Source organism: Rhizobacter sp. SG703, assembly GCF_012275445.1.
Classification (GTDB): domain Bacteria; phylum Pseudomonadota; class Gammaproteobacteria; order Burkholderiales; family Burkholderiaceae_C; genus Rhizobacter.
Genome location: NZ_JAAZQK010000013.1, coordinates 35,657 through 56,491, shown reverse-complemented (window position 1 = coordinate 56,491; position 20,835 = coordinate 35,657). Strand labels below are relative to the sequence as shown.

Sequence of the window (20,835 nt, the reverse complement as noted above, 5' to 3'; positions counted from 1 at the left end):
CGCCATGTCCTTGTTGCGCCCGCATCTTCGCCTCGCCCTCGCGATGGCCGCCGTGCTCGTCGTCGTCGGCAGCGTGAGCCGCGCCGCCTTCGGTCTCTGGTTCGTGCCGCCCGACGCGGCGCTGGCTATGGGCGACTGGGCCGCCGCGCTGTGGCTGGGCGCGCGCTTCGACCTGCGCGTCGCGCTCGACAGCGTGCTGCTCGCGTGGCTGCTGGCCACGCTGCCGTGGGTCGGCCGCTGGCTGCGCCCGCCGCGCGCCCGGGCCTTCTGGTGGACGTACTGGATGCTCGTGGCGCTGGTCTGGGCGCTCGGCGTGGTGCTCGATGCAGGGCACTTCGCGTACCTCGCACAGCGGCTGACGGCCGTCGTGATCTCGCTGGCACGCGATGTCGGCGAAGCGACCGGCATGGTCATGCAGACCTACCCGGTCGGTCGCATCGCGCTCGCCGTCGTCGCGTGGCTGCTGCTGTGCCACGTCATCTTCGGCTGGCTGTGGCGGCGCATTGCGGTTCCTGTTCAGCAAGCGCCGCGCAAACGCTGGCAGGTGGGCATCGCCGAGACCGCCGTCGTGCTGCTCGCGGTGTTCGGCATCCACGGCAAGTTCTCGCAGTACCCGCTGCGCTGGAGCGATTCGATCGAGCTGCAGAACGCGTTCGCGCAGCAGCTGTCGCTGAACCCGCTGCACAACCTGTACGACACCTGGACCTTCCGGGCGCAGAGCCTGGGCGACGCCGAGATGCGCCCCGATGCCGATGCGATCCGCGCGTTCGTCGGGCTGCCGGCATTGAAGCCGGGCGAGCCGATCTCGTTCCTGCGCACGGTGCCGCCCAAGCCCGAGCGGGCCGGCCAGCCGCCGATGAACGTGGTGCTGGTGCTGCTGGAGAGCTTCGCGGCGCACAAGGTCGGCGCGATCGGCAGCCCGCTGGGCGCGACGCCGAACTACGACGCGCTCGCGAAAGACGGCCTGCTGTTCACCCGCATGATGAGCGCGCACGGCCACACCGCGCGCGGCGTGTTCACCACCGTCACCGGCATGCCCGACGTGTCGGTCGAATCGACCGCGTCGCGCAACCCGGCGGCCAGCAACCAGCAGTCGATCATCAACGAGTTCGCCGGCTACAAGAAGTTCTACTTCATCGGCGGCAGCACCTCGTGGGCCAACGTGCGCGGCGTGCTGACGGCCAGCATCGACGACGTCGACATCGTCGAGCAGACGCGGCTGAAGTCGCCGGTGGTCGACGTGTGGGGCGTCTCCGACAAGAACCTCTTCCTGGAGGCGAACGAGATGTTCCGCGCCCAGCAGAAGCCGTTCTTCGCGATGATCCAGACCAGCGGCAACCACCGGCCGTACACGATCCCCGACGAAGACAAGGCCGCGTTCCAGCCGCCGACGCCGACCGATGCGCAGCTGGAGGACAACGGCTTCATCTCGGTCGACGAGTACCGCGCGTTCGCCTACCTCGACTGGTGCATCGGCCGCTTCATGGAACAGGCGAAGAAGGAGGCGTACTTCAAGAACACCCTCTTCGCGTTCATCGGCGACCACGGCATCATCGGCGTGACCGGCCCGCACCTGCCGAAGTCATGGCACGACCTCGCGATCACGCAGGGCCACACGCCGTTCCTCGTCTACTCGCCGGGCCATGTGGCACCGCGCCGCATCGACCACTGGGCGCAGCAGGTCGACGTGCTGCCGACGCTCGCGTCGCTGGCCGGCATCGGCTACCGCAACACCACGCTCGGCCGCGACCTGCTCGATCCGCAGTTCGATGCGAGCCGCGTCGCGTTCGAATTCCAGTTCACCGGGCCGCGCCAGCAGGGCGTGCTGGTCGGCACGCACCTGCTGGTCGACCGGCAACCGCCGGCGCTGTTCGACATCCTGTCGGACAAGCCGTCGACCAACCTGCTGCAGCAGCAGCCGGTGGCGCCGGAGATCGCGGCGCTGCAGCAGCAGTGGGGGCACTTCCCGGCGGCGTATGGGAATGCGGCTCTGTATTTGCAGACCCACAACCACAAGCTGCCGAAGCCTCAGTGACGTCTCGCTTCTCCGGCCGCTTCGGCGCGGCCGGTGTCGGCCGGCTTCGCCTGGTGCTCGTCGAGGCCGCCCGGCGCGGTATCGAGCGGCAGCGGCGACGAGTCGAACGGCGCCAGGTCGCTGTCGCCGTTGTCGGGAATCGCGGCATCGAGCTCGGGCAGCAGGATGTCGATGTCGGCGGCCAGTCGCGCCGCGCGCTCGGCGCGGCTCGCAGCCAGCGCGGCCCGTGCGGCTTTCACACGGCGCAGCGCATGGCGCGATTCGCGTTCGGCCAGGTCGATCTCGCGCTTCGGGCCGCACAGGAAGCCGCCGCCCTTGAACCAGACGTAGACCTCGGTGCCGGCCAGCATCGGCTGCTGGTTCGGCGCGACCAGCATCTCGATGACGCCAAAGGGAAGGGTGATGCGAACGGCCTGCTTGTCGCCCACCACCGCGACATGGCGGGTGCGCGCGACTTGCTCGAGGTGCTGCGCGAGGATCGGCAGCACAGGCCATGAGAGCACTCGATTCATGGGTTTGATCTCCCTGTCGTTGTGCGCAAACGATAGCGAAGGACCCGCAAATCCGGACGATGGGGTTACCCGGCGTTACCCCTCTTTCGTCGAATCGTCTCGAAGCACCAACCAATGGTTGTCCAGTTGCAGACCAGTGGGCAGACCAACCTGTGACCGATTGTCGATTGATGCGTCAGATATCTGCGCTTGCGATCGCTGCGCGTCCGGCCGGCCACCGGCCCACAGTGCGTGCGATGCCTCAGTTGCAACAGCACATGCCTCTTTCAATGGCGCGAACTGCTGCCAGCGGCCGTCGGCATGCCAGCGTGCAAGGCCGTGCGCGCGCGGGCAACCGACCGCGAAGCCTTGTGCATCGGCGGCGATGTCGCCGCCATAGCCGGCCAGCGACGCCGGCGATGCCGCCGTGTGCAGCGCGTGGCCGTCGAAGCGCGCCAGCACCGGCGCGGCGGCGCGCAGCGTGGCATCGCCGTGCTCGGCCTGCATCGCGATGCCGAGCACCGCGTCGCTGCCGTGCCCATGCCACGCGAGGTGGCGCAGGCTCAGGCGCGCATCGTCGAGCTGCCAGCGGCCCTGCAGTTCGCCGTGGGCTGCATCGAGTCGCACCAGCGACGAATCCATGCGGTCGAGATCGAGCTTCATGCGGCCGGTCTCGGGCCGGATCTCGATGCCGCCGTTCGCGACCACCAGCCGCGTGAACGGCGCGGCGTGCGCGTCCCACAGCAGCATGTGCGGGTCGCGGCCCTGCGTCGGCCATTCGGCGCGCTTGTCGAGCGTGCGCGCATCGCGCACGCCGACCAGGCCGGCGCCGCTGTCGAGGTCGGTCTCGCTGGTGTACAGCGTGTCGCCCGACGCATCGGCGATCACGTGGCCGTTGTACGCGCGGTTCGGTTCGATCCACGCGAGCGCGATCACGCGGCCGTCGCGATCCCAGCGCATCAGCCAGTCGCCGGGCCGGCGTGCCACCGCGAGCAGCGTGCCGCCGGGTTCCTGCAGCAGCCCGTGCGCACGCGTCGGCACGGCGATCGACCGGTGCACGCGCAGCTGCCGGCCTTGCTGGCGCAGCACGCCGACCCAGGCGCCGTCGCGGCCTTGCCATGCTGCGGCCAGCGCGGTGGCAGGGCGGGAGGAGAGCGCTGCAGTCGCAGCGCCGGCAGCGCCCGCGAGCGCCGCGGCACCCGACGCTTGCAGCCAGCGCCGCCGCGTCCAGCGCTCGTCGCCGTTCACAGCGATTCCACGAAGCGCACCAGCGCTGCGCGCTCGGCCGCCGTCATCTTCAGCACCTGCCGGCGGCTGGTGTCGGCTTCGCCGCCGTGCCACAGCACCGCTTCGAGCACGCCGCGCGCGCGGCCGTCGTGCAGCAGCTGCTGGTGGTCGTTGACGTCGCGGATCAGCCCGACGCCCCACAGCGGCGGTGTGCGCCAGTGGCGGCCGCTGGCCCCGAAATCGGGTCGCCCGTCGGCCAGGCCGTCGCCCATGTCGTGCAGCAGCAGGTCGGTGTACGGCCAGATCGTCTGGCCCTTCAGCGCCGGGCTCGCGAAGGCCGGCAGCGGGCTGTCGCCGGTCACGTAGCTCGGCCGGTGGCAGGCCGCGCACTGCGCCTGCTCGAACAGCGCACGGCCGCGCAGCACCTGCGCATCGCCCGGCTGGCGGCGCGCCGGCGGCGCGAGGCTCGCCTGGTAGAACACCACGTCGCCGAGCGTGCGGTCGTCGATCTCGGGCGCCTCGCCCTTCGCGCCGCGCGGCGCGGCGCGGCAGTCGTCCTGCGTGAAGGTGCAGGACTCGTCCGGGAAGCGGCTCGACGTGATGCCGATGTCGCCGACGAAGGCCGCGGCGGTCTGGTGCGCCAGCGTCGCGACGTTCGCCTTCCAGCCGAAGCGGCCGAGCATCATGCGCTGCTCGAACGCGTCCCACACCCGGTTCGGCTGGCCCTTCACCGGACCGGGCGCGGCGGCCTGCCGCGCCGCGTTGCCGAGGATCTCCTGCTCGGGAATCGCTTCGAGCAGCCCCATGCCGATCAACTGCGATGCGAGCCGCGGGCTGACCTGCAGGTCGTTCGAGGCCGGACCGTAGGCCAGCCCGGCGATGCCGAAGCGGGGCTGGCGCAGCGTGTAGCGCGTGCCGTCGGCGAAGGTCCCGCGCAGCGTGCGCACCTGCAGCGCGATGCGGCCTTCGACGCGCACGCCCGGCACCGCCAGCGTGCGCAGCTGGTCGCCGTAGATCGGGTCGGGCCGCGGGCCGCCGTGCGGACCCTCGCCGGGGATCGACAGGCGCAGCAGCAGCGCGACCGGCGGCTCGCCGCGCGCATCGAGCGGCTTCGCGTAGTCGGGCGGCGCGCCGCGTCCGCTCTGCACATGGCAGCCGCCGCACGAGCGCGCGATGAAGTGCGGCCCGAGCCCGTCGCGCGCCGCGGTCGACGACGGCGCCTCGACCCAGTTGCGACGGAAGAACGAGTTGCCGACCGCGAAGCGGGTGCGCTCGTCGTCGTTCAGGTTCGCGGCGGCGAACGAGAACGCATTGCGGCCGGTCGCGGCCACGGTGGTCGCGCCGCCGGTCTGCTCGTCGGGCGCCAGCGCGTCGTCGGCGGATGCGGCCTGCAGCAGCGCGGCATTCGCACCGACGAGCAGCGCGAGCAGGCCGTGTCGCAGTCGCTTCACGGCTTCACCATGTTCAAGCGCGTGATGCCGATCGCATTCGCGGCGGCGCCGAGCTCGCGCGACTGGGCGAGCACGCTGTCGATGGTCGCGCGCACGCGCATCGGCCCCGGCGCGCTGCGGCTGCCGCGGATCTCGTGGTCGAACGGCGGCTGGATCGCCTGCGCGGCAGCGATCGACGTCGCGATCTGCCGCGTGGTGCGCTCGGCCTGCGCCGCGTCCTGGGCCGCCACCAGCTCGCGCAGCGACGGGCCTTGCAGCAGGCTGCCGTCGCGCCGCTTGAAGCGGCCCAGCCAGACGTTCTCGATGCCGAGCGCGTTGTTGACGATGTCGCGGTGGGTGTTGTCGGAGAAGCAGGACTGCTCGTCCTCCTGGTCCTGGGTGTTCAGCGCGACCTCCATGCGCTCGCCGGCCAGCTCGGCCCGCGACAGCGCGCCGATGCCGATCACGATGCGGCGCACCGATTCGACGCCGCCGCGCTCGAACTTCGCGCGGTAGTTCGCCTTCGCGGCAGGGGCCCACGCGGCGATCAGGTAACGCAGGTCGTCGAGCAGCAGCTCGGTGACGGCCGCGAGGTACTGGCGGCGGCGGTCGGCGTGCGGGCCGCGGCCGTCGACGTAGTCCTCGAACGGCCGCTCGCCGGGGCCGGTCTCGCTGAGGTCCTGGCCCCACAGCAGGAACTCGATCGCATGCCAGCCGGTCGAGACGTTCTCGAGCCCGCCGCGGATGTTGGCCGCGGCCAGCGCTACCTTCGTCAGCACGGCTTTCGGGTTGTTGACGAGGCCGCTGTCGGGGCGGTCGCGCACGTAGTCGATGTACGACTCGTCGACCGGCCAGGTGTTCATGCGCTGCTCCGGTCCCTTGCCGTCGTCGACCGGGCCGGCGTAGAAGCGGAAGGCCTCGGTCTGGGCGTACCACTCGCGGGCGTCGAGCCACGCGGTGCGCGCGGCCTTCAGGCGGTCGGCCGAGGGCTGCACCAGAAAGGTGGTGATGGCCTGCTGCATCGCGAGCGCGGCGGCCAGGCTGTCGCTGTAGCAGGCGTGGACGAGCACCGCGTAGTGCCGCACCACCGCATCGATCGCGGCCGCCTCCGGTGCGGCGGCACGGGCCCGCGCGGCGCACAGCAGCGATCCCAGGCCCGCGGCCATCGCGTGCAGCATCTCGCGCTTGTTCATCGGTCGGCTCTCGGGGACCTGGGCGTTGCAATATAGATCAAGCCACCGGCGCTGCACACGCTTCATGTCGGGGGATGTCGCCGTGTGAAAGACCCTGCGCGAGCGCATGTTCGGCAAGCGCTGTCTGATGGTGGCCTTCGGTGCCTTGCTGCATCGGTTCCCTCTTCCGATTCCATGAACAAGACTTCCCACCGGCCTGTCAGGGCAGCGCCGGCCGCCGCGCATCCGGTCGATGCCGACGCCGCGCTGGCGCAGGGCCGCGCCCTGCACGCCCAGGGGCGGCTGACCGAGGCCTTCTCGCTGTACCAGGCCGCGCTGTCCGCCCAGCCCGAGAACCCCGAGGCCTTGCACCTGCTCGGCGTGGCCTACCTCGGGCTGCGGCAGCCGGCGCTCGGCATCGCCTTCGTGCGGCGTGCGATCGCACGCCGGCCCGAGGCGCCCGACTACCGGCTCAACCTGGCGACCGCGTTGCTGCAGCTCGGCCAGGCGCCCGAAGCGCTGGCCGAGATGCAGGTCGCCTGCGAGCTGCGGCCGGACGATGCGCCAAGCCTCGCGATGCTCGGCGGGTTGTGCGTGCAGCTGCAGCGCTTCGACGAGGCCGAGCGCCGCTATGCCGCGGCGCTGGCCCTGCAGCCCGACCAGGCCCACTGGCACGAGGCGCTCGCCCGGCTGCGCTACCTGCGCTGGGCGATGCCGGAGGCCGTGCCGCATGCGCAGCAGGCGCTGGCGCTGGCGCCGCGGCTGGCCGACCGGCTGAACATGGGCTTCGCGCGCGCCACGTCGCCGTCGCCGCAGGCCTCGCCGGCGCTGCTGCTGAATGCGTCGGCCACCCTCGACGCGGCCGCGCTGGAGCGGGCCTGCACCGAGCGCGACCTGCTCGCCGTCGACGACTTCCTGCCCGATCCGCAGGCCTTTCGCGCCGAGGCGCTGCGGCTGTGCGCGACGCAGGCGCAGCGCTCGCCGAACGGCAACTTCCCCGGCGTGCAGACGCCGCCGCTGCCGGCCGGCGCGACGATGCAGCGCATCGCCGACATGCTGGGCCGCTCGATCAAGTGGGATTCGCCGGACAACGGCGCGCTGCGCGTCAGCCTGGCCGCCGACGATGCGCGGGCCGACGTGCACGTCGACAACCCGACGCTGCCGCACATCTTCGGCGGCGTGCTGTACCTGAGCCGGCCGGAAGACTGCCGCGGCGGCACGCGCTTCTACCGCCACCGCGCCACCGGCTGGGACCGCCGGCCGGACGATGCCGCGCTGGCCGGCATGGGGCATGCGTCGTTCCTCGATTTCCAGAAGCGCCACCTGCCGATCAACCGGCGGCTGCCGTTCGCCGAATGGCAGCAGCAGCGCGATGCGACCTGGGAGTTCCTGTTCGAGGTGCCGATGCGCTTCAACCGGCTGATCGTCTTCCGCAGCGATTTCTTCCATGCGATCACCGAGCTGTTCGGCGACCGCCCGGAGTCGGGCCGGCTGGTGCAGCTGTTCCACTTCGAATCGGAACGCTGAGGGCAGAGCGCAGGGCCACGGTTCGCCCTGCGCTTGCCCTTCGACAAGCTCGGGACGATCGGAATACACACCGTTCGGGCTGAGCCTGTCGAAGCCCTGTCGGCAGTACGCCGTCAGTCCAGGCGCAGCCCGTCCAGCGACACCCCGCACAAGCCGGCCAGCGCCTCGACCGCCATCGCGTGATCCTCGCGCTGCGGCAGGCCCGAGACCGTCACCGCGCCGATGCAGCCGCTGCCTTCCACGGCGATCGGGAAGCTGCCGCCGTGGTCCGCGTAGTCGCGCATCGGCAGGCCCATCTTCGACTCCAGCGTGCCGCCATTGAGCGCGTGGTCGAGGCCCACGCGGTACGAACTGTGGTGCAGCAACTCGACCGTGTTGCGCTTGCGGCGCGCCCAGTCGGCATTCGACGGCGAGGTGCCCTGCATCGCGAAAAAGAACACCGTTTCCTTCGCCAGCCGCACCTCGATCGTGATCGCGACACCGCGCGCTTCGGCCATTTCCTTCAGTCGCACGCCCAAGACCCACGCGGTGTCGGCATTGAAGTGTTTCAGTCGAAAACAATCTTCTTGCCGGGCAATCGTTTTCAGATCTTTTTCGAGGTCCATGGGGGGTGAAAGCCAGGGTTGATGCGGAGGCGGAGCGGCGGATTTGGGCCTGACTGTATCGGCAAGCCCTCAAAAGTATGCATTCACCGCATGCGTCAGCATAGGTGAATAGGGCGGTGGAACACACTGCAGGTATTCGACGCGGCCGGCCTTTGACACCCGGGGGCTTTCTGGTCCGACGTCTTCGATCTCTCCGATCCGTTCCGACGAACCCCTTTTCTTGCAAAGGATGGGCGCATGCCGTCCCCCACCGACACCTCATTCGTTTCCGATACCGTGCCCGACGCCGTCGCAGGCACCTTCACGATCCCCGAGACCTGGACCAGCGCCCCCGTGCTGCTGGCGCTCGGGGCGATCGCCCTGCTCGTGGGGGCGTCGTTCGCGCTCGGCGTGCTGAGCCGAATGCCGCGCGCGACGCGCCGCCGACGCATCGGGTTCGTGCTGGCGCTGATGGCGCTGGCGGCGGCCCACGGGCTCGGCTGGCTCGCACTCGACGCGGTGCGGCACCGGGCTGCCGAAGCCCGGCTGCAAGCCGCCAACGATGCGATGGTGGCCGACGCGCTGGCCTACCTGGCGCGCCGCTGCGACAGCGACCGCCGGCTGACGGCCGCCAGCGACGCGGACCGCGTGCTCCCCAATCAGGGCGTGCTGCTCGACATCGATCCGCTGCGCCGGCCGTCGGCCGACGACCTGCCGCCGGTCGAGTGGTTCGATGCGCCGGCGGCGCCCCAGGTGCTCGCGTCGTCGCAATTCGATTTCGTCGAGCAGGACCGGCGCATGACCTCGCGCGGCGCGATCACGGTGACGGCGCACCGGCTGTGGTGGGAATCCGCCGGGCGCACGTTGCTGCAGCCGGCGAAAGCCGAGGAGTTCCTCGCGCGCCTGGCGCACTACGACCTGCTGCAGTGGGTCGAAGGGCCGGTGCGCGAGAGCACCGCGCGCTACCTGCTGACGGTGCAGGATGCCTCGACGCCGGAAGACCGCAGCCACTGGGTCGCGCGGGTCCATCTGCGGCTGTTCGACCGGCGCGGCGGCTCGCTGGTGGCCGAGTACCTCGGCTTCGGTGCGAACCTGCTGCCGGCCTATCCGCCGCGCCACGGTGTCGCGTGGCGATCGGTGCGGCTGTGCGAGGGACCGGAGCAGGAGTTCTCGAAGGGCGGCACCGGCTTCGACGTGACCGGCTTCTTCCTGCGGCGCGCGGTGCGCGTCGCGAAGGAGCGGCCGAGGTTGACGACGTGACGTTGGCACGCCGTCCGCATCATGAGAAGGTCTTGAATTCGAGTTGGAATCTATCGCTGTTTCGAATCATCAAGAAAAGGGCTTTACACGCCGTTGGCCGACGGTAGACTGCGACGAAGCCTGTTCTGCAAGGACGGGCACCGGATTCAACAAAGAAGCGCGCACGAGCGCGGCTCATCGATCGGCACGAGGCCGCCCACATCTGCGTACCGCGCAGGCTGCGGGTGGGCCACCGGACTGTCCGGTGGCAGGGAGGCGACGTCGCGAGACCTGCGTCCAGACCTTGGCGTGTCCGGGTGAGACGAGCACCCGCAGGCTTCGCAGGACGCGACATGATCACTGTGACGACACCTCGGGCAGGGCGGGGCCCTCTTCGCCGGCTTTTCGCACTGCTTGCGAGTTTGATTCTGCTGCCGGCGGCTGTCGACAGCCGCGCACAGGCTCTCTCCGTCTCCGATGGCGGCGCGCCGGTCTACAGCATGCCGATTGCCGTTCCTCCAGGTATCGCGGGCATGAGTCCGAACCTGTCGCTGACGTATTCGGGTGCAGGGCTCAACGGACCGGTCGGCAATGGCTGGTCGCTGCAGGGCGTGTCGATCATCACGCGCTGCCCGACCACTCGTTCGGTGGACGGTGTGGTGCGCAACGTGAATTACACCGCGGCCGACAAGCTGTGCCTCGATGGCCAGCGCCTCGTCCAGACTGATGCCGGTGGCGCGGTGTCGGCCTTCCCGCAAGGCAGCGACAGCCTCGGGCTGGCCTCCGGCAGCGTGCGCGAATACCGCACCGAGAAAGACACCTTCGTGCGCGTGCGCGCCTATGGTTCCGCAGGGGGCGTTGCCGACAACGGTCCAGCCTTCTTCAAGGTGTGGACGAAGGCGGGCCAGATCTACGAGTACGGCAACAACGCGAACGCTGCGGCGAACGCGGCGATCGCCGTGCAGGGCAAGCCGGTGGTGGCCGCGTGGACGGTGAGCCGCATCAGCGACACGCTCGGCAACTATGTCGACTTCTTCTACGGCCAGCGCGACGTGGCATGGGGCTCGACACCGTTCAACGGCACGGCGCCCGGGCATGAATGGAACCTGGTGGAAGTGCAATACACCGGGCGGCTCGCGCAACCGCCGGTCAACAAGGTCGTGCTCGAATACGAGGATCGTTCAAGTCCGGTCAACGGGGCTCAGGACGCTTCGGAGACCTACCATCTCGGCAGCAAAAATGTCGGCATCCAGCGCCTGAAGGCGATTCGCACTTACGTGGGGACGCTGAAAGTGCGCACGACGCAGCTGACTTATGACAACGGCCCGGTGACGAACCGCAGCCGGCTCGTGCAGATCGTCGAATGCGCAGGTACTGCCGAGGCCCAGTGCCTGCCACCGGTGCGCTTCGGCTATTCGGCAGGCGGCGGATTCGCTTTCCAGCCGAGTGCCAACTTTCCGGCCGGGCTCGCGACGGCGGCGCTGATCGATCTGGTGGACGGCACGCGCGGCGTGATCACCGGCGACTTCTTCGGGCAAGGACGCCAGGACATCCTGCGCTGGGCCGACAACCCTGCCGAGAACCAGCTCTGGCGCAACACCGGCGATGGCGGCTTCTCGCTGGTTCCGGCGGGCAGCGGTCCTGGCGCATTCAATCTTGCCGACCGCAACCTCTTCAAGAGCGACAACTGCTTCTTCTCGGTGGTGGCCGATCTGAACGGCGACGGCCTCACCGACTTGTTTCGCTACAGCGCCGCCGCCGGACTCGGCGGCGCGACCTGCAACTTCGGCAGCGGACAGCCGGACGCCGGCCAGGCGGTGCTGTACTTCAGCAACGGCGACGGCAGTTTCACCCGCGTACCGTACAACGGTCCGGCATTGACCCGCTCGAAGGGCGTCACGCTGACGCCGACCGCGGCCCAGATCAAGGAAGGCGGTCACACCGGCTGGACCAGCGCGCGCAACTTCCTGTTGTTCGACGTCGATGGCGACGGCCGGCTGGACGTCGTCACGACACTGCGACCCGGCTACAACGTGATGGCCGACGCGGTCGACGCCTGCGGCACGCAGGTCTGTACCCAGGTCTGGTTGGGCGACGGAAACGGCAATTTCACGAACGCGGTGTCGAACCTTGCCAACCACTCGCTGTACACCGAGCCGACCGTCGGGTCCGGCGTCGGCCAACCGAGGAACGTGGCAGACGCCAACGGCGATGGCCTGGCCGACGTGGTGCGAATCAATGACCCGTTCCACGGTCCGAGCGTGTTCCTGTCCAACGGCGACGGAAATTTCACGCCGAGCAGCGGTGGTTCATGCGACTACCCGCTCGATTTCAACGGCGATGGTCGCGCCGATTGCCTGGGGCCGTCATATGACGGAACGGCGGCCAACAATGGCCTTGCAGTCTCGACGGGCGCCGGCTACGCGGGTGTCGCCGGGTTCAACTTGAAGAACGCGTCGGAGGAGCTCTCCAGCGCCTTCGGCCAACCCGTCACGGTCGGGATCAGCATCGCCGACTTCAACGGCGACGGCCGCAGCGACATCCTGCGCTGGAAGGACTCGTATGTCGACAACGCCATTTACCTGAGCAACGGCGACGGCACCTTCAAGCGGAGCAGTCTCGTCATCGGCAGCGAGGTCTACGCGCCACTGAAGAAGGCCGACGGCACGGCAGACTACCAGCTGGGCGACTTCACCGGCCACGGTGCCACCGAGATTCTGTCGATGGTGAGCAACCCGTCGGGCGGTGCGATCAACCGCCTGCTGGTCCGCGCCGATGCATTGCCGCCCGACCAGCTGCTGACGGTCACTTCGCCGACCGGGCTCGTGACACGCGTGACCTATGTGCCGCTGGCCAATCCGACCAGCGGGACCGGTGGCGTCAATTACCCGTTCCCTCGCTACGCGAGCGCTCGCGTCCCCGGCGGTGCTTCGACCTATCCCAAGATGGACGTCGCGCCGCCGATGCAGCTGGTGGCGACGCTGGAGAGCGATACCGGCGTTACCGTGGGCGGCGTGGCGAGCACCGTCAAGACCGAATACGCCTACCAGGGCTTGCGTGTCGACCTGCAAGGTCGCGGCCTGCTCGGCTTCACGCAGATGAGCCAGCAGCAGCCGGCACCGAACGGCGAGCCGTTGACGGTCGTCACCTCGTACCTGCAGGACCATCCTTACACCGGATTGGCAAGCACCACCGCGACCTACCGCGGCGCGCTGGGGCAGGCGGGTACGCTGCTGAGCCGCACCAGCAACGCCTATTGCGACAAGACGTCGTCGGTGACTTCGCCGGCCGGCATCGTGACGCCGGGCGCGCCGCCTGCCCCGTGCGCGACCAGCGCCAAGTTGCAGAAGCCCTACCTGCTGGAGTCCTTCGAAGAGGGCTGGGATGTGGGCCAGGGTATGACGCTACCGACGGTGCGCACCGGCAACACGTACGATTCGTCCGGCAACACGCTGACCGTGCTCACGAGAACCGATGGCACGGTTGCCGGCAGCCTCCAGCAGACCGTCACCAAGCTGGTCACCAACAGCTACTTCCCCGACGACACCGCCGGTGACCGCTGGATCCTCGGCCGGCTGCAATCGGCCACGGTGCGCAATCAGGTCCCCAACAGCCTTGCGCAGGTTACGGTATCGGCCGGGTCGGCACCGAACGCGCAAAGCACGACCCTGCCGGTGACCCGGCTGTCGGCCAACCCCGCGTCGGTGTCGGTCGCGAGCACCGCGCCGGCAGCGGCCAGCGCGTCGGTCGCCATCACCAACGGCAGCGGCGCCGCGCAGACCGTGAGCTTGTCCCTGACCGGCGGCGGCGGCCTTTCGGTCGCGAGCCTCGCTTGTCCGGCCAGCGGTGCCTGCGGCAGCGTGGTGATCACCTCGCCCACCGCCGTGGGAAATTACAGCGGCGACCTGGTCGTCACGCCAGCCGGTAGCACGCCGCTGCTGGTGCCAGTGTCGTTGACAGTGCGAACTGCTACCAACGTCGTCGCCCTTCCGACCGCGCTGTCGGCGAGCACCATCACCCCGACACCGGCGAGCGGCACGGTGCTGCTGCGCAACACCGGCCAGACGCCGACGACGCTGAACTTGTCCGTCAGCGGCGGCGCCAGCGTGTCGCCAGCCTCGCTGACTGCCCTGCCAACGACGACTGCGGCACCGTGCAGATTACGACCCCCACGGCCGCAGGCGTCTACAACGGCAGCCTGATCCTCGCATCGTCGGCCGGCGGCTCAGCGGCTTCCGTGCCGCTCGCATTGACGGTGCTGACGGCGCCGAGCATCAGCGCAGCGCCCGGCGCGGTCACCACCTCGTCGACGGCACCGCTGGCCGCAACCGGCACCGTCAGCTTCAGCAACAGCGGGCAGACCCCGACCACGCTGGCTCTCACGGCGAGCGGCGGCAGCAGCCTGTCCGTCACCACGCTGTCATGCCCGGCCAACGGGTCATGCGGCAGCGTCGCCATCAGCAGCCCGACGGCGGCAGGCACGTACAACGGCAGCCTGACAGCAACCTCCTCCTACAACGGCAGCACCACGTCGGTCCCGCTGAACCTGTCGGTGCTGACGCCGGTCGGCCTGTTCGCGACGCCGTCGCCGAACCCGCTGACCGTGACGACCACGACGCCGGCGGTCGCAAGCGGCACGGTGACGTTCGGCAATGCAGGGCAGACACCAACCACGCTGACGCTGTCGGTCACCGGGGGCGCGAGCCTTTCGACCACGAGCCTGAGCTGCCCGGGCGCCGGCACCTGCGGCGCCGTCACCGTGTCGTCGCCGAGCGCTGCCGGCAACTACAGCGGCACCCTGACGGCCAGCTCGTCGGCCGGTGGATCGCCGGTGGCAGTGCCGGTGGCGCTGGTCGTGCTCACCCAGCCGAGCATCGCGGCGAGCACGGCACCCAGCCCGTTGTCGGTGACCACCACCGCGCCGACCGCCGCTGCCGGAACGGTCACGCTGACCAACAGCGGGCAGACGCCGACGACACTCAGCCTCGCGCTGACTGGCGGAGGCAGCTTGTCGACCAGCAGCCTGAGTTGTCCGGCGGGTGGATCGTGCGGCACGGTCAGCATCACGTCACCGGTCGCTGCCGGCAATTACTCGGGCACGCTGACGATGGTGTCGTCCGCAGGCGGCAGCGTCACCTCTGTTCCGGTGTCGCTGGTGGTGCTGACGGCGCCGAGCATCGGCGCGGTGAGTTCGCCGAGCCCGTTGTCGCTGACGGTGTCGCAGCCGGCGGTCGCCAGTGGTTCGGTCAGCTTCACGAACAGTGGCCAGACACCGACGACCTTGTCGCTCAGCGTGACCGGCGGCTTGAGCCTGTCGAGCACCAGCCTGAATTGCCCGGCCTCCGGCAGTTGCGGATCGGTCATCGTCAGTTCGGGTTCGGCCGCCGGTGCTTATTCGGGAACGCTCGGGATGAGCTCGTCGGCAGGCGGATCTGTGACCTCGGTGCCCGTCAATTTCACGGTGCTGACTCCACCCAACGTGAATCCGTCGACGAGCCAGCTGTCGTTTGCAAGCACCTCGCCGACACCGGCCTCGGGCTCAGTGTCGTTCAGCAACAGCGGCCAGACGCCGACCACGCTGAGCCTGTCGGTGAGCGGCGGCAACAGCCTGTCGGCATCCTCGCTCAATTGCCCGGCGAGCGGCTCTTGCGGCAGTGTCACGGTGACCTCGCCCACGGCGCCGGGCACCTACAACGGAACGCTGTCCGTCGCGTCGTCCGCGGGGGGCTCGGTGGGCAGTGTCGGCATCGCCTTCAGCGTGGCGCAGCCGCCATCGATCAGCATCGCGTCGACCTCGCAGGCCTTCGGGCTGGTCTATGACTCCCAGACCTCGGTGCGGACGCTGACGGTCACGAACAGCGGTGGCGCGGGAACGATGTCGGTCGTCTTCTCGACAGGCAACCCCAGTCAGTACAGCGTGCAGTCCGGAGGGACCTGCACGCCGGGCGGGCAGATGGCGGCCAATTCGAGCTGCACGCTGATGGTCGTGCAGACCGGCATCCTGATCTGCGGCAGTGCGGTCGGCTCGGTGCCGCTGTCAACCACGCTCAGGGTGACGGTTGGAACCTCCAGCGCGACTTCTGCCTTGTCCGGAAGCAACAACCGTGGCAAGACCGGCATGGGTGTGTGCGGCTGAGTCCAGCACTGCTGAGCGAAAGACAACGATGAAAACTCAGACCTTCCTGGCGCTGGCCATCGCGATGGCGCCGCTGTGCACGCAGGCCCAGGGCACGCCCGTTGCGAACCCGTACGACCAGACGCGCACGACGGCGTTCACCTATCGCAGCGACGGCCTGCTGGAGACCGAGCGGATCGAGCCGGACAACGCGCAACTGTGCGTGGTGACGACGCACAGCTACGACGACGCCGGCAACAAGCAGGGCGTGACCACCGCCAATTGCGCAGGTGCGACAGGACGCGCGATCTTCGATTCGCGCAGCAGCACCACGACCTATGCGGCGCAGACGCTGACCGTGGCCGGCGTCACGCTGACCACGCCGGCCGGCACGTTCGCGACGAGCGCCGCCAACGCGCTCGGCCATGGCGAGCAACGGATCCATGACCCGAGGTTCGGCACCGCGGTGAGCATCACCGGACCCAACAACCTGACCACGCGCTGGACACTGGACGACTTCGGACGGCCGGTGCGGGAACTGCGGGCAGACGGCACCAGCACCGTCACGTTCTACTGCACCTTGCAGGGCAGGGGCCTGGATTCCTACCTGTCGGCCAACAGTGCAGCGTGTGCCACGCTGGCCTTTGCCAACGGTGAGGTGCCCGCGGATGCGGTGACCCTGGTTCACAGCGAGACGCACGGCAGCACGGATGCCAGGAACGGGCCGTTCTCGCGTGTGTACACCGACCGCGCGGGGCGCAAGCTGCGCAGCGTGAGCGAAGCCTTCGACGGCGCGAACCAGCCTGGCGGGGCTGCACGGCTGGTCGTGCAGGACGTCGACTACAACGCGTTCGGTACGCAGGTGCTGAGCACGCAGCCGTACTTCCTCGACAGCGGATCGTCGACCGCGGCGGGCACGGCGGGCTATGGCATGAGTGCGACCGAGGTCGACGTGCTCGGTCGCGTGACGGCCAGCTTCACGGTCGACGTGCAAGGCACGGGCAACCAGGGGGGGAGCACCACCCATGCGTTCGCCGGCCGCGGGACCTGGCAGTCGGCGCGCACCGTCATCGAGTACGCCGGGCTGACCACGACGACGACGAACGACAAGGGCGAGTCGCGGAAGGAGGAGAAGGACATCGAAGGCAAGCCGCTGCGGGTGACCGATGCGCTGGGTGCGCAATCCGCCTACCAGCACGATGCCTTCGGCAACCTGATCGCCACGAAGGATGCGCTGCAGAACACGGTGCTCGTGCAGTTCGATGCGCGTGGCCGCAAGGTGGCGCTGAGCGATCCGGACACCGGCCTGTGGACCTACGACTACGACGCGCTGGGCCAACTGGTGTGGCAGCAGAGCCCGAACCAGCGGGCGACCACGCAGGCGGATGCGCGGCAGACCACGATGGTCTACGACAAGCTCGGGCGCATGACGAAGCGTGTCGAGCCGGACCTCGAGAGCACCTGGGTGTTCGACACGTATGGCACGGGCGGCGCCACCTGCGTTTCGGGCCTGGGCAAGCTGTGCGAGAGCTCGACCACGACGGGCATCCACAAGCAGTATTTCTATGACGGCCTGGGCCGTCCGACCGGCACCCGCACCGACACGCCGGCGGGGCCGAGCTTTGCATCGGCGGTCGCGTACGACGCGACCAATGGCCGGCTGAGCAAGCAGACCTACCCGACCGGCTTGACCGTCAGCTATGCCTACACGGCCAAAGGCTATGTCGAGGCGCTGAACCTGGACACGGCGGCGACGGTGAATCCGCTGCCCGGCACGGTGGGCGGAACCCCCGCCGCCGGCAAGACGCTGCCAGTGGGCAGCACGCTGTGGCGAGCGCTGGCCTACAACGCGTGGGGCAAGGCCGAGCAGCAGCGCTACGGCAACGACGTGGTCAACCGGGCGATCTTCGACGGGCAGACAGGGCGGCTGGCTGCACTGAGCGCGGGGCCAGGCACGGCCAGCGACGTGGTGGACCAAGCCTACACCTGGGACAGTGCCGGCCGCCTGATCCAGCGCAACGATGCACGGGGCGATGGCAACACCGGTGCGGTGACGGAAGGCTTTGGCTACGACGGCCTCGGCCGCCTGCAGAACTACACGGTGGCGGCGCCGGCGATTCCGGGGCTCGCACGAACCGTTTCGCTGCAATACAACGCGTTGGGCCTGCTGCTCTACAAGAGCGATGTCGGCGTGTACAGCTATGCGGCGCAAGGCGCGGGCGCAGTGCGTCCGCATGCGCTGCAGAGCGTGACGGGGGGCGAGGCCACCAGCTACGGATACGACGCCAACGGCAACCTGATCAGCGCGAGCGCCGGCAAGTACCGCGGCATCGCGTACACCAGCTTCAACCTGCCGGACAGCCAGACCGGCATCCAGGGGCCGGGCGGCACGACGGGCTACAAGTGGGTCTACGACGAGAACCACGCCCGCATGCAGGAGGTGCGCACGATCGTCGGCGGCACGGCCGCCGGATCGCGTACGACGTGGAACCTGCATCCGGACAACGCCGGCGGGCTCGGCTTCGAGAGCGAACTCGACGAGCCGACCAGCGCGAGTACCGCGAATCCCGCAGGGAGGAGTCATCGGCACTACCTGAGCGTGGGCGGGGTGAGCATCGGCGTGCTGGTGTCGACCGGGGCATTGCCTGTGCTGGGCAGTGCACAAGCCGCGCCGCCGTTGCCCAGCATCGTGCTGGTGAAGGTGGAGTACTGGCACAAGGACCAGTTGGGCAGCCTGGTCGCAACGACCGACCACAACGCGGCGGTGACGGGGCGCTACGCCTACGACGCGTTCGGCAAGCGGCGCTACACGAACGGCAGCTACGATAGCCTGGGCAACCTGGTGGTGGACTGGAGCAGCGCGACCAGCGGCGGCACCGACCGCGGCTTCACCGGGCACGAGCACCTGGACGACGTCGGCATCGTGCACATGAACGGCCGTTTGTTCGACCCGACGCTCGGCCGCTTCATGCAAGGCGATCCGTTCATCCAGGATCCCTACAACCTGCAGAACTACGATCGCTACGGGTATTGCTACAACAACCCGCTGAGTTGCACCGACCCGAGCGGGCAGCGGTTCTTCCTGACGAGCATCTGGAAGGGGTTGTGGCACAACCAGACCATTCGGTTGGTGGCATCCATCGCGGTGGCGTACTACCTGGGGCCTGCAGGGGGTGCGCTGAACGGGATCACGACGAACGTGGTGGCGCAATCGGCGATCGCAGGGTTCGCGTCAGGTGCGATCGCATCGGGCACGCTGAAGGGGGCGATCCAGGGATCGTTCACTGCGGCGATGTTTGCTGGCGCGGGGAATGTGATCGGTGGGGGCAACTTCTTCACGGCGGGTACGGGGCAGGCATGGGGAAGCGCGTCTGGCATTGCGCTGCATGGCGTGGTCGGGTGCGTCACCAGCGTGGCAGGGGGCGGCAAGTGTGGGCCTGGGGCCTTGAGTGCCGCATTCACGAAGGCGGTGAGTCCCGCGATTGCCGGTGCTACGAAAGACGACGCGTTGCTTGGAACATTTGCAGCGGCGGTAACCGGCGGGACTGCCTCGGTCATCGGCGGGGGAAAATTTGCCAACGGCGCGCAGTCAGGCGCATATAGCTATCTTTTCAACCACATCACCCACTTGGACGATGGAAATAACGCGCACAAGACAATCCAGACATGGGCCAAGCGGCAAGGGCTGTCCGCCGAGGTTACGCTGTATGGTACTGATGGCTTGCCTATTGGGCGCGCCGATATTGTGGATAGAGCAAGCGATGTGCTTTGGGAAGTGAAGCCGGGAAATCTGCGCGGTGTTGTGGCCGGCAACTTGCAGCTTGATCGATATACTGATGGAACGGGCTATTCTCGGGGGGGTGACATGGCGTCATTTAATGCCGGGTCATCGATGGAATTGAGTGGTGTCTACGGCGATCGAAACTCCTACGTTTACACAAACTTGGGTGGGGGATTGGTGACATATCAGATCATTAAACCGCCCGCAACATGGCAGATAATTCTTGAGCAATTGGGGCAGGCTCTCCGGAATGCCCCGCCACTATTTCCACCAATAGGGCCGCGCCCGCCCGCGCTTCGGCCTGCTGATTAGGAGAGGTCCTTGACTAAAATTATTATGTCTGCTGAGAATCTTGCTGAGCAGATAAAGGATACTGAAACTTGGCAATGCCAAGTCTTTGAAAAGTTCGGACTTTGGAGGTCAATGCTCTCAGATATTGCTTCATTGGAGAGGAGCGACGAGGATGACCTGCCTCCATTGCAATTTTTTTTCCTTGAATCTGCAAAGGAAAGATTATGTGCGGCCCCTGGCGCCAAATGGACTTGGCGAACCCGGGAGACCGTGGTCGGGGGTAAATCACTTTATTTGGAATGGCTCAAGAACCAGTGGGCTATGGGGCGTTGGGAAAATGATGAATCGATTCACAGTAGTGCTCGTCAGTTTCTCGATCCGCGTTTTTCTCGATTCGAGAGTCTCAAGTATAAGGGTGGCAATAAAATCGGGGGGAGGCAGTGGTCAGAAATTGTGGGCGGTTATCGTGAGTTGGTTGGTCAAGAGGCTAGGCGACATTTATCTGATGTGCCGCTCGCTGCGACCAAAATCTCGAAATCGGGGGTCGAGGCGTTCGTTCTGGAATACTTTGGTAAACAAGGATGGCATTGCAGATCCTCTGCATCTGCGGTTGGAAATATCCTCGCGATTGAGTTGCCAATAGATGAGTTTGAATATGTTTTTAGAATATCTTTGTCGATCGCTGGAAAGAGTCTGTTGGATCATTTCGATGGCTGGATAAGTATCACCAAAGCAGACGTTGATCAGAGGATTTTGAATGGAGGGTCAGCTGCGTTGTTGGCGGTGCCATTGGCGGATTTATTCATTCCTATTTCAATATATTATTTGACTCATGAGAAGGAGCGGGCGCGTATCGCAAGTGCCATCTTTTTTATTGATGCTATTGCGAAGGCGGTGACACAAATAGCCCCAAGCAAAGCTTGAGTTGTGCTGCAAGTGATTG

At 67.8% G+C, this 20,835-nt stretch carries 12 protein-coding genes; 7 read left to right on the top strand and 5 right to left on the bottom strand.

The annotated features are described in order from the left end of the window. The first annotated feature begins 4 nt into the window (after positions 1-4). Positions 5-2,035, top strand: coding sequence for an LTA synthase family protein (locus FHT26_RS24560; protein WP_168562723.1), 2,031 nt, complete (start codon positions 5-7; stop codon positions 2,033-2,035). On the opposite strand, the gene FHT26_RS24555 is transcribed toward FHT26_RS24560, so the two are convergent. From FHT26_RS24555 to FHT26_RS24540, 4 genes are all read right to left on the bottom strand, one after another. After that, positions 2,029-2,547 (bottom strand): hypothetical protein, encoded by a 519-nt coding sequence (locus tag FHT26_RS24555; protein ID WP_168562722.1) that lies wholly within the window; start codon positions 2,545-2,547, stop codon positions 2,029-2,031. The genes FHT26_RS24560 and FHT26_RS24555 overlap by 7 nt on opposite strands. 75 nt (positions 2,548-2,622) lie before the next feature. After that, entirely contained in the window at positions 2,623-3,774 is a 1,152-nt protein-coding gene (locus FHT26_RS24550) for a DUF1513 domain-containing protein (RefSeq protein ID WP_349238217.1), read from the bottom strand. Then, a complete protein-coding gene (locus tag FHT26_RS24545; protein WP_168562721.1) occupies positions 3,771-5,204 on the bottom strand; it encodes a di-heme oxidoredictase family protein in 1,434 nt (477 codons plus the stop codon). The genes FHT26_RS24550 and FHT26_RS24545 overlap by 4 nt, the downstream gene beginning before the upstream one ends. Then, on the bottom strand, positions 5,201-6,376 hold the full coding sequence (locus FHT26_RS24540; protein WP_168562720.1) for an imelysin family protein: 1,176 nt from the start codon (positions 6,374-6,376) through the stop codon (positions 5,201-5,203). Before FHT26_RS24540 ends, FHT26_RS24545 begins: the two co-directional genes overlap by 4 nt. 174 nt (positions 6,377-6,550) lie before the next feature. Between FHT26_RS24540 and FHT26_RS24535 the strand changes: the two genes are divergently transcribed. Then, on the top strand, positions 6,551-7,882 hold the full coding sequence (locus tag FHT26_RS24535; RefSeq protein ID WP_168562719.1) for a DUF6445 family protein: 1,332 nt from the start codon (positions 6,551-6,553) through the stop codon (positions 7,880-7,882). Between the two features lie 113 nt (positions 7,883-7,995). Here the strand turns inward: FHT26_RS24535 and FHT26_RS24530 are convergent, their stop codons facing one another. Continuing rightward, entirely contained in the window at positions 7,996-8,487 is a 492-nt protein-coding gene (locus FHT26_RS24530; protein ID WP_168562718.1) for a heme-degrading domain-containing protein, read from the bottom strand. A 237-nt stretch (positions 8,488-8,724) separates the two neighbouring features. Here FHT26_RS24530 and FHT26_RS24525 point away from each other — a divergent pair, with 237 nt between their 5' ends. From FHT26_RS24525 to FHT26_RS24505, 5 genes are all read left to right on the top strand, one after another. Beyond that, the gene (locus tag FHT26_RS24525) at positions 8,725-9,726 is read left to right on the top strand and encodes a hypothetical protein (RefSeq protein WP_168562717.1); all 1,002 of its coding nucleotides are present in this window, start codon (positions 8,725-8,727) and stop codon (positions 9,724-9,726) included. Between the two features lie 332 nt (positions 9,727-10,058). After that, on the top strand, positions 10,059-13,907 hold the full coding sequence (locus FHT26_RS24520; RefSeq protein ID WP_168562716.1) for an FG-GAP-like repeat-containing protein: 3,849 nt from the start codon (positions 10,059-10,061) through the stop codon (positions 13,905-13,907). Continuing rightward, entirely contained in the window at positions 13,859-15,841 is a 1,983-nt protein-coding gene (locus FHT26_RS24515; protein WP_168562715.1) for a hypothetical protein, read from the top strand. The genes FHT26_RS24520 and FHT26_RS24515 overlap by 49 nt, the downstream gene beginning before the upstream one ends. Positions 15,842-15,869: 28 nt before the next feature. Beyond that, on the top strand, positions 15,870-19,913 hold the full coding sequence (locus tag FHT26_RS24510) for an RHS repeat-associated core domain-containing protein (RefSeq protein ID WP_168562714.1): 4,044 nt from the start codon (positions 15,870-15,872) through the stop codon (positions 19,911-19,913). 9 nt (positions 19,914-19,922) lie between these two features. After that, positions 19,923-20,816, top strand: coding sequence for a hypothetical protein (locus FHT26_RS24505; RefSeq protein WP_168562713.1), 894 nt, complete (start codon positions 19,923-19,925; stop codon positions 20,814-20,816). Positions 20,817-20,835: the final 19 nt, after the last annotated feature.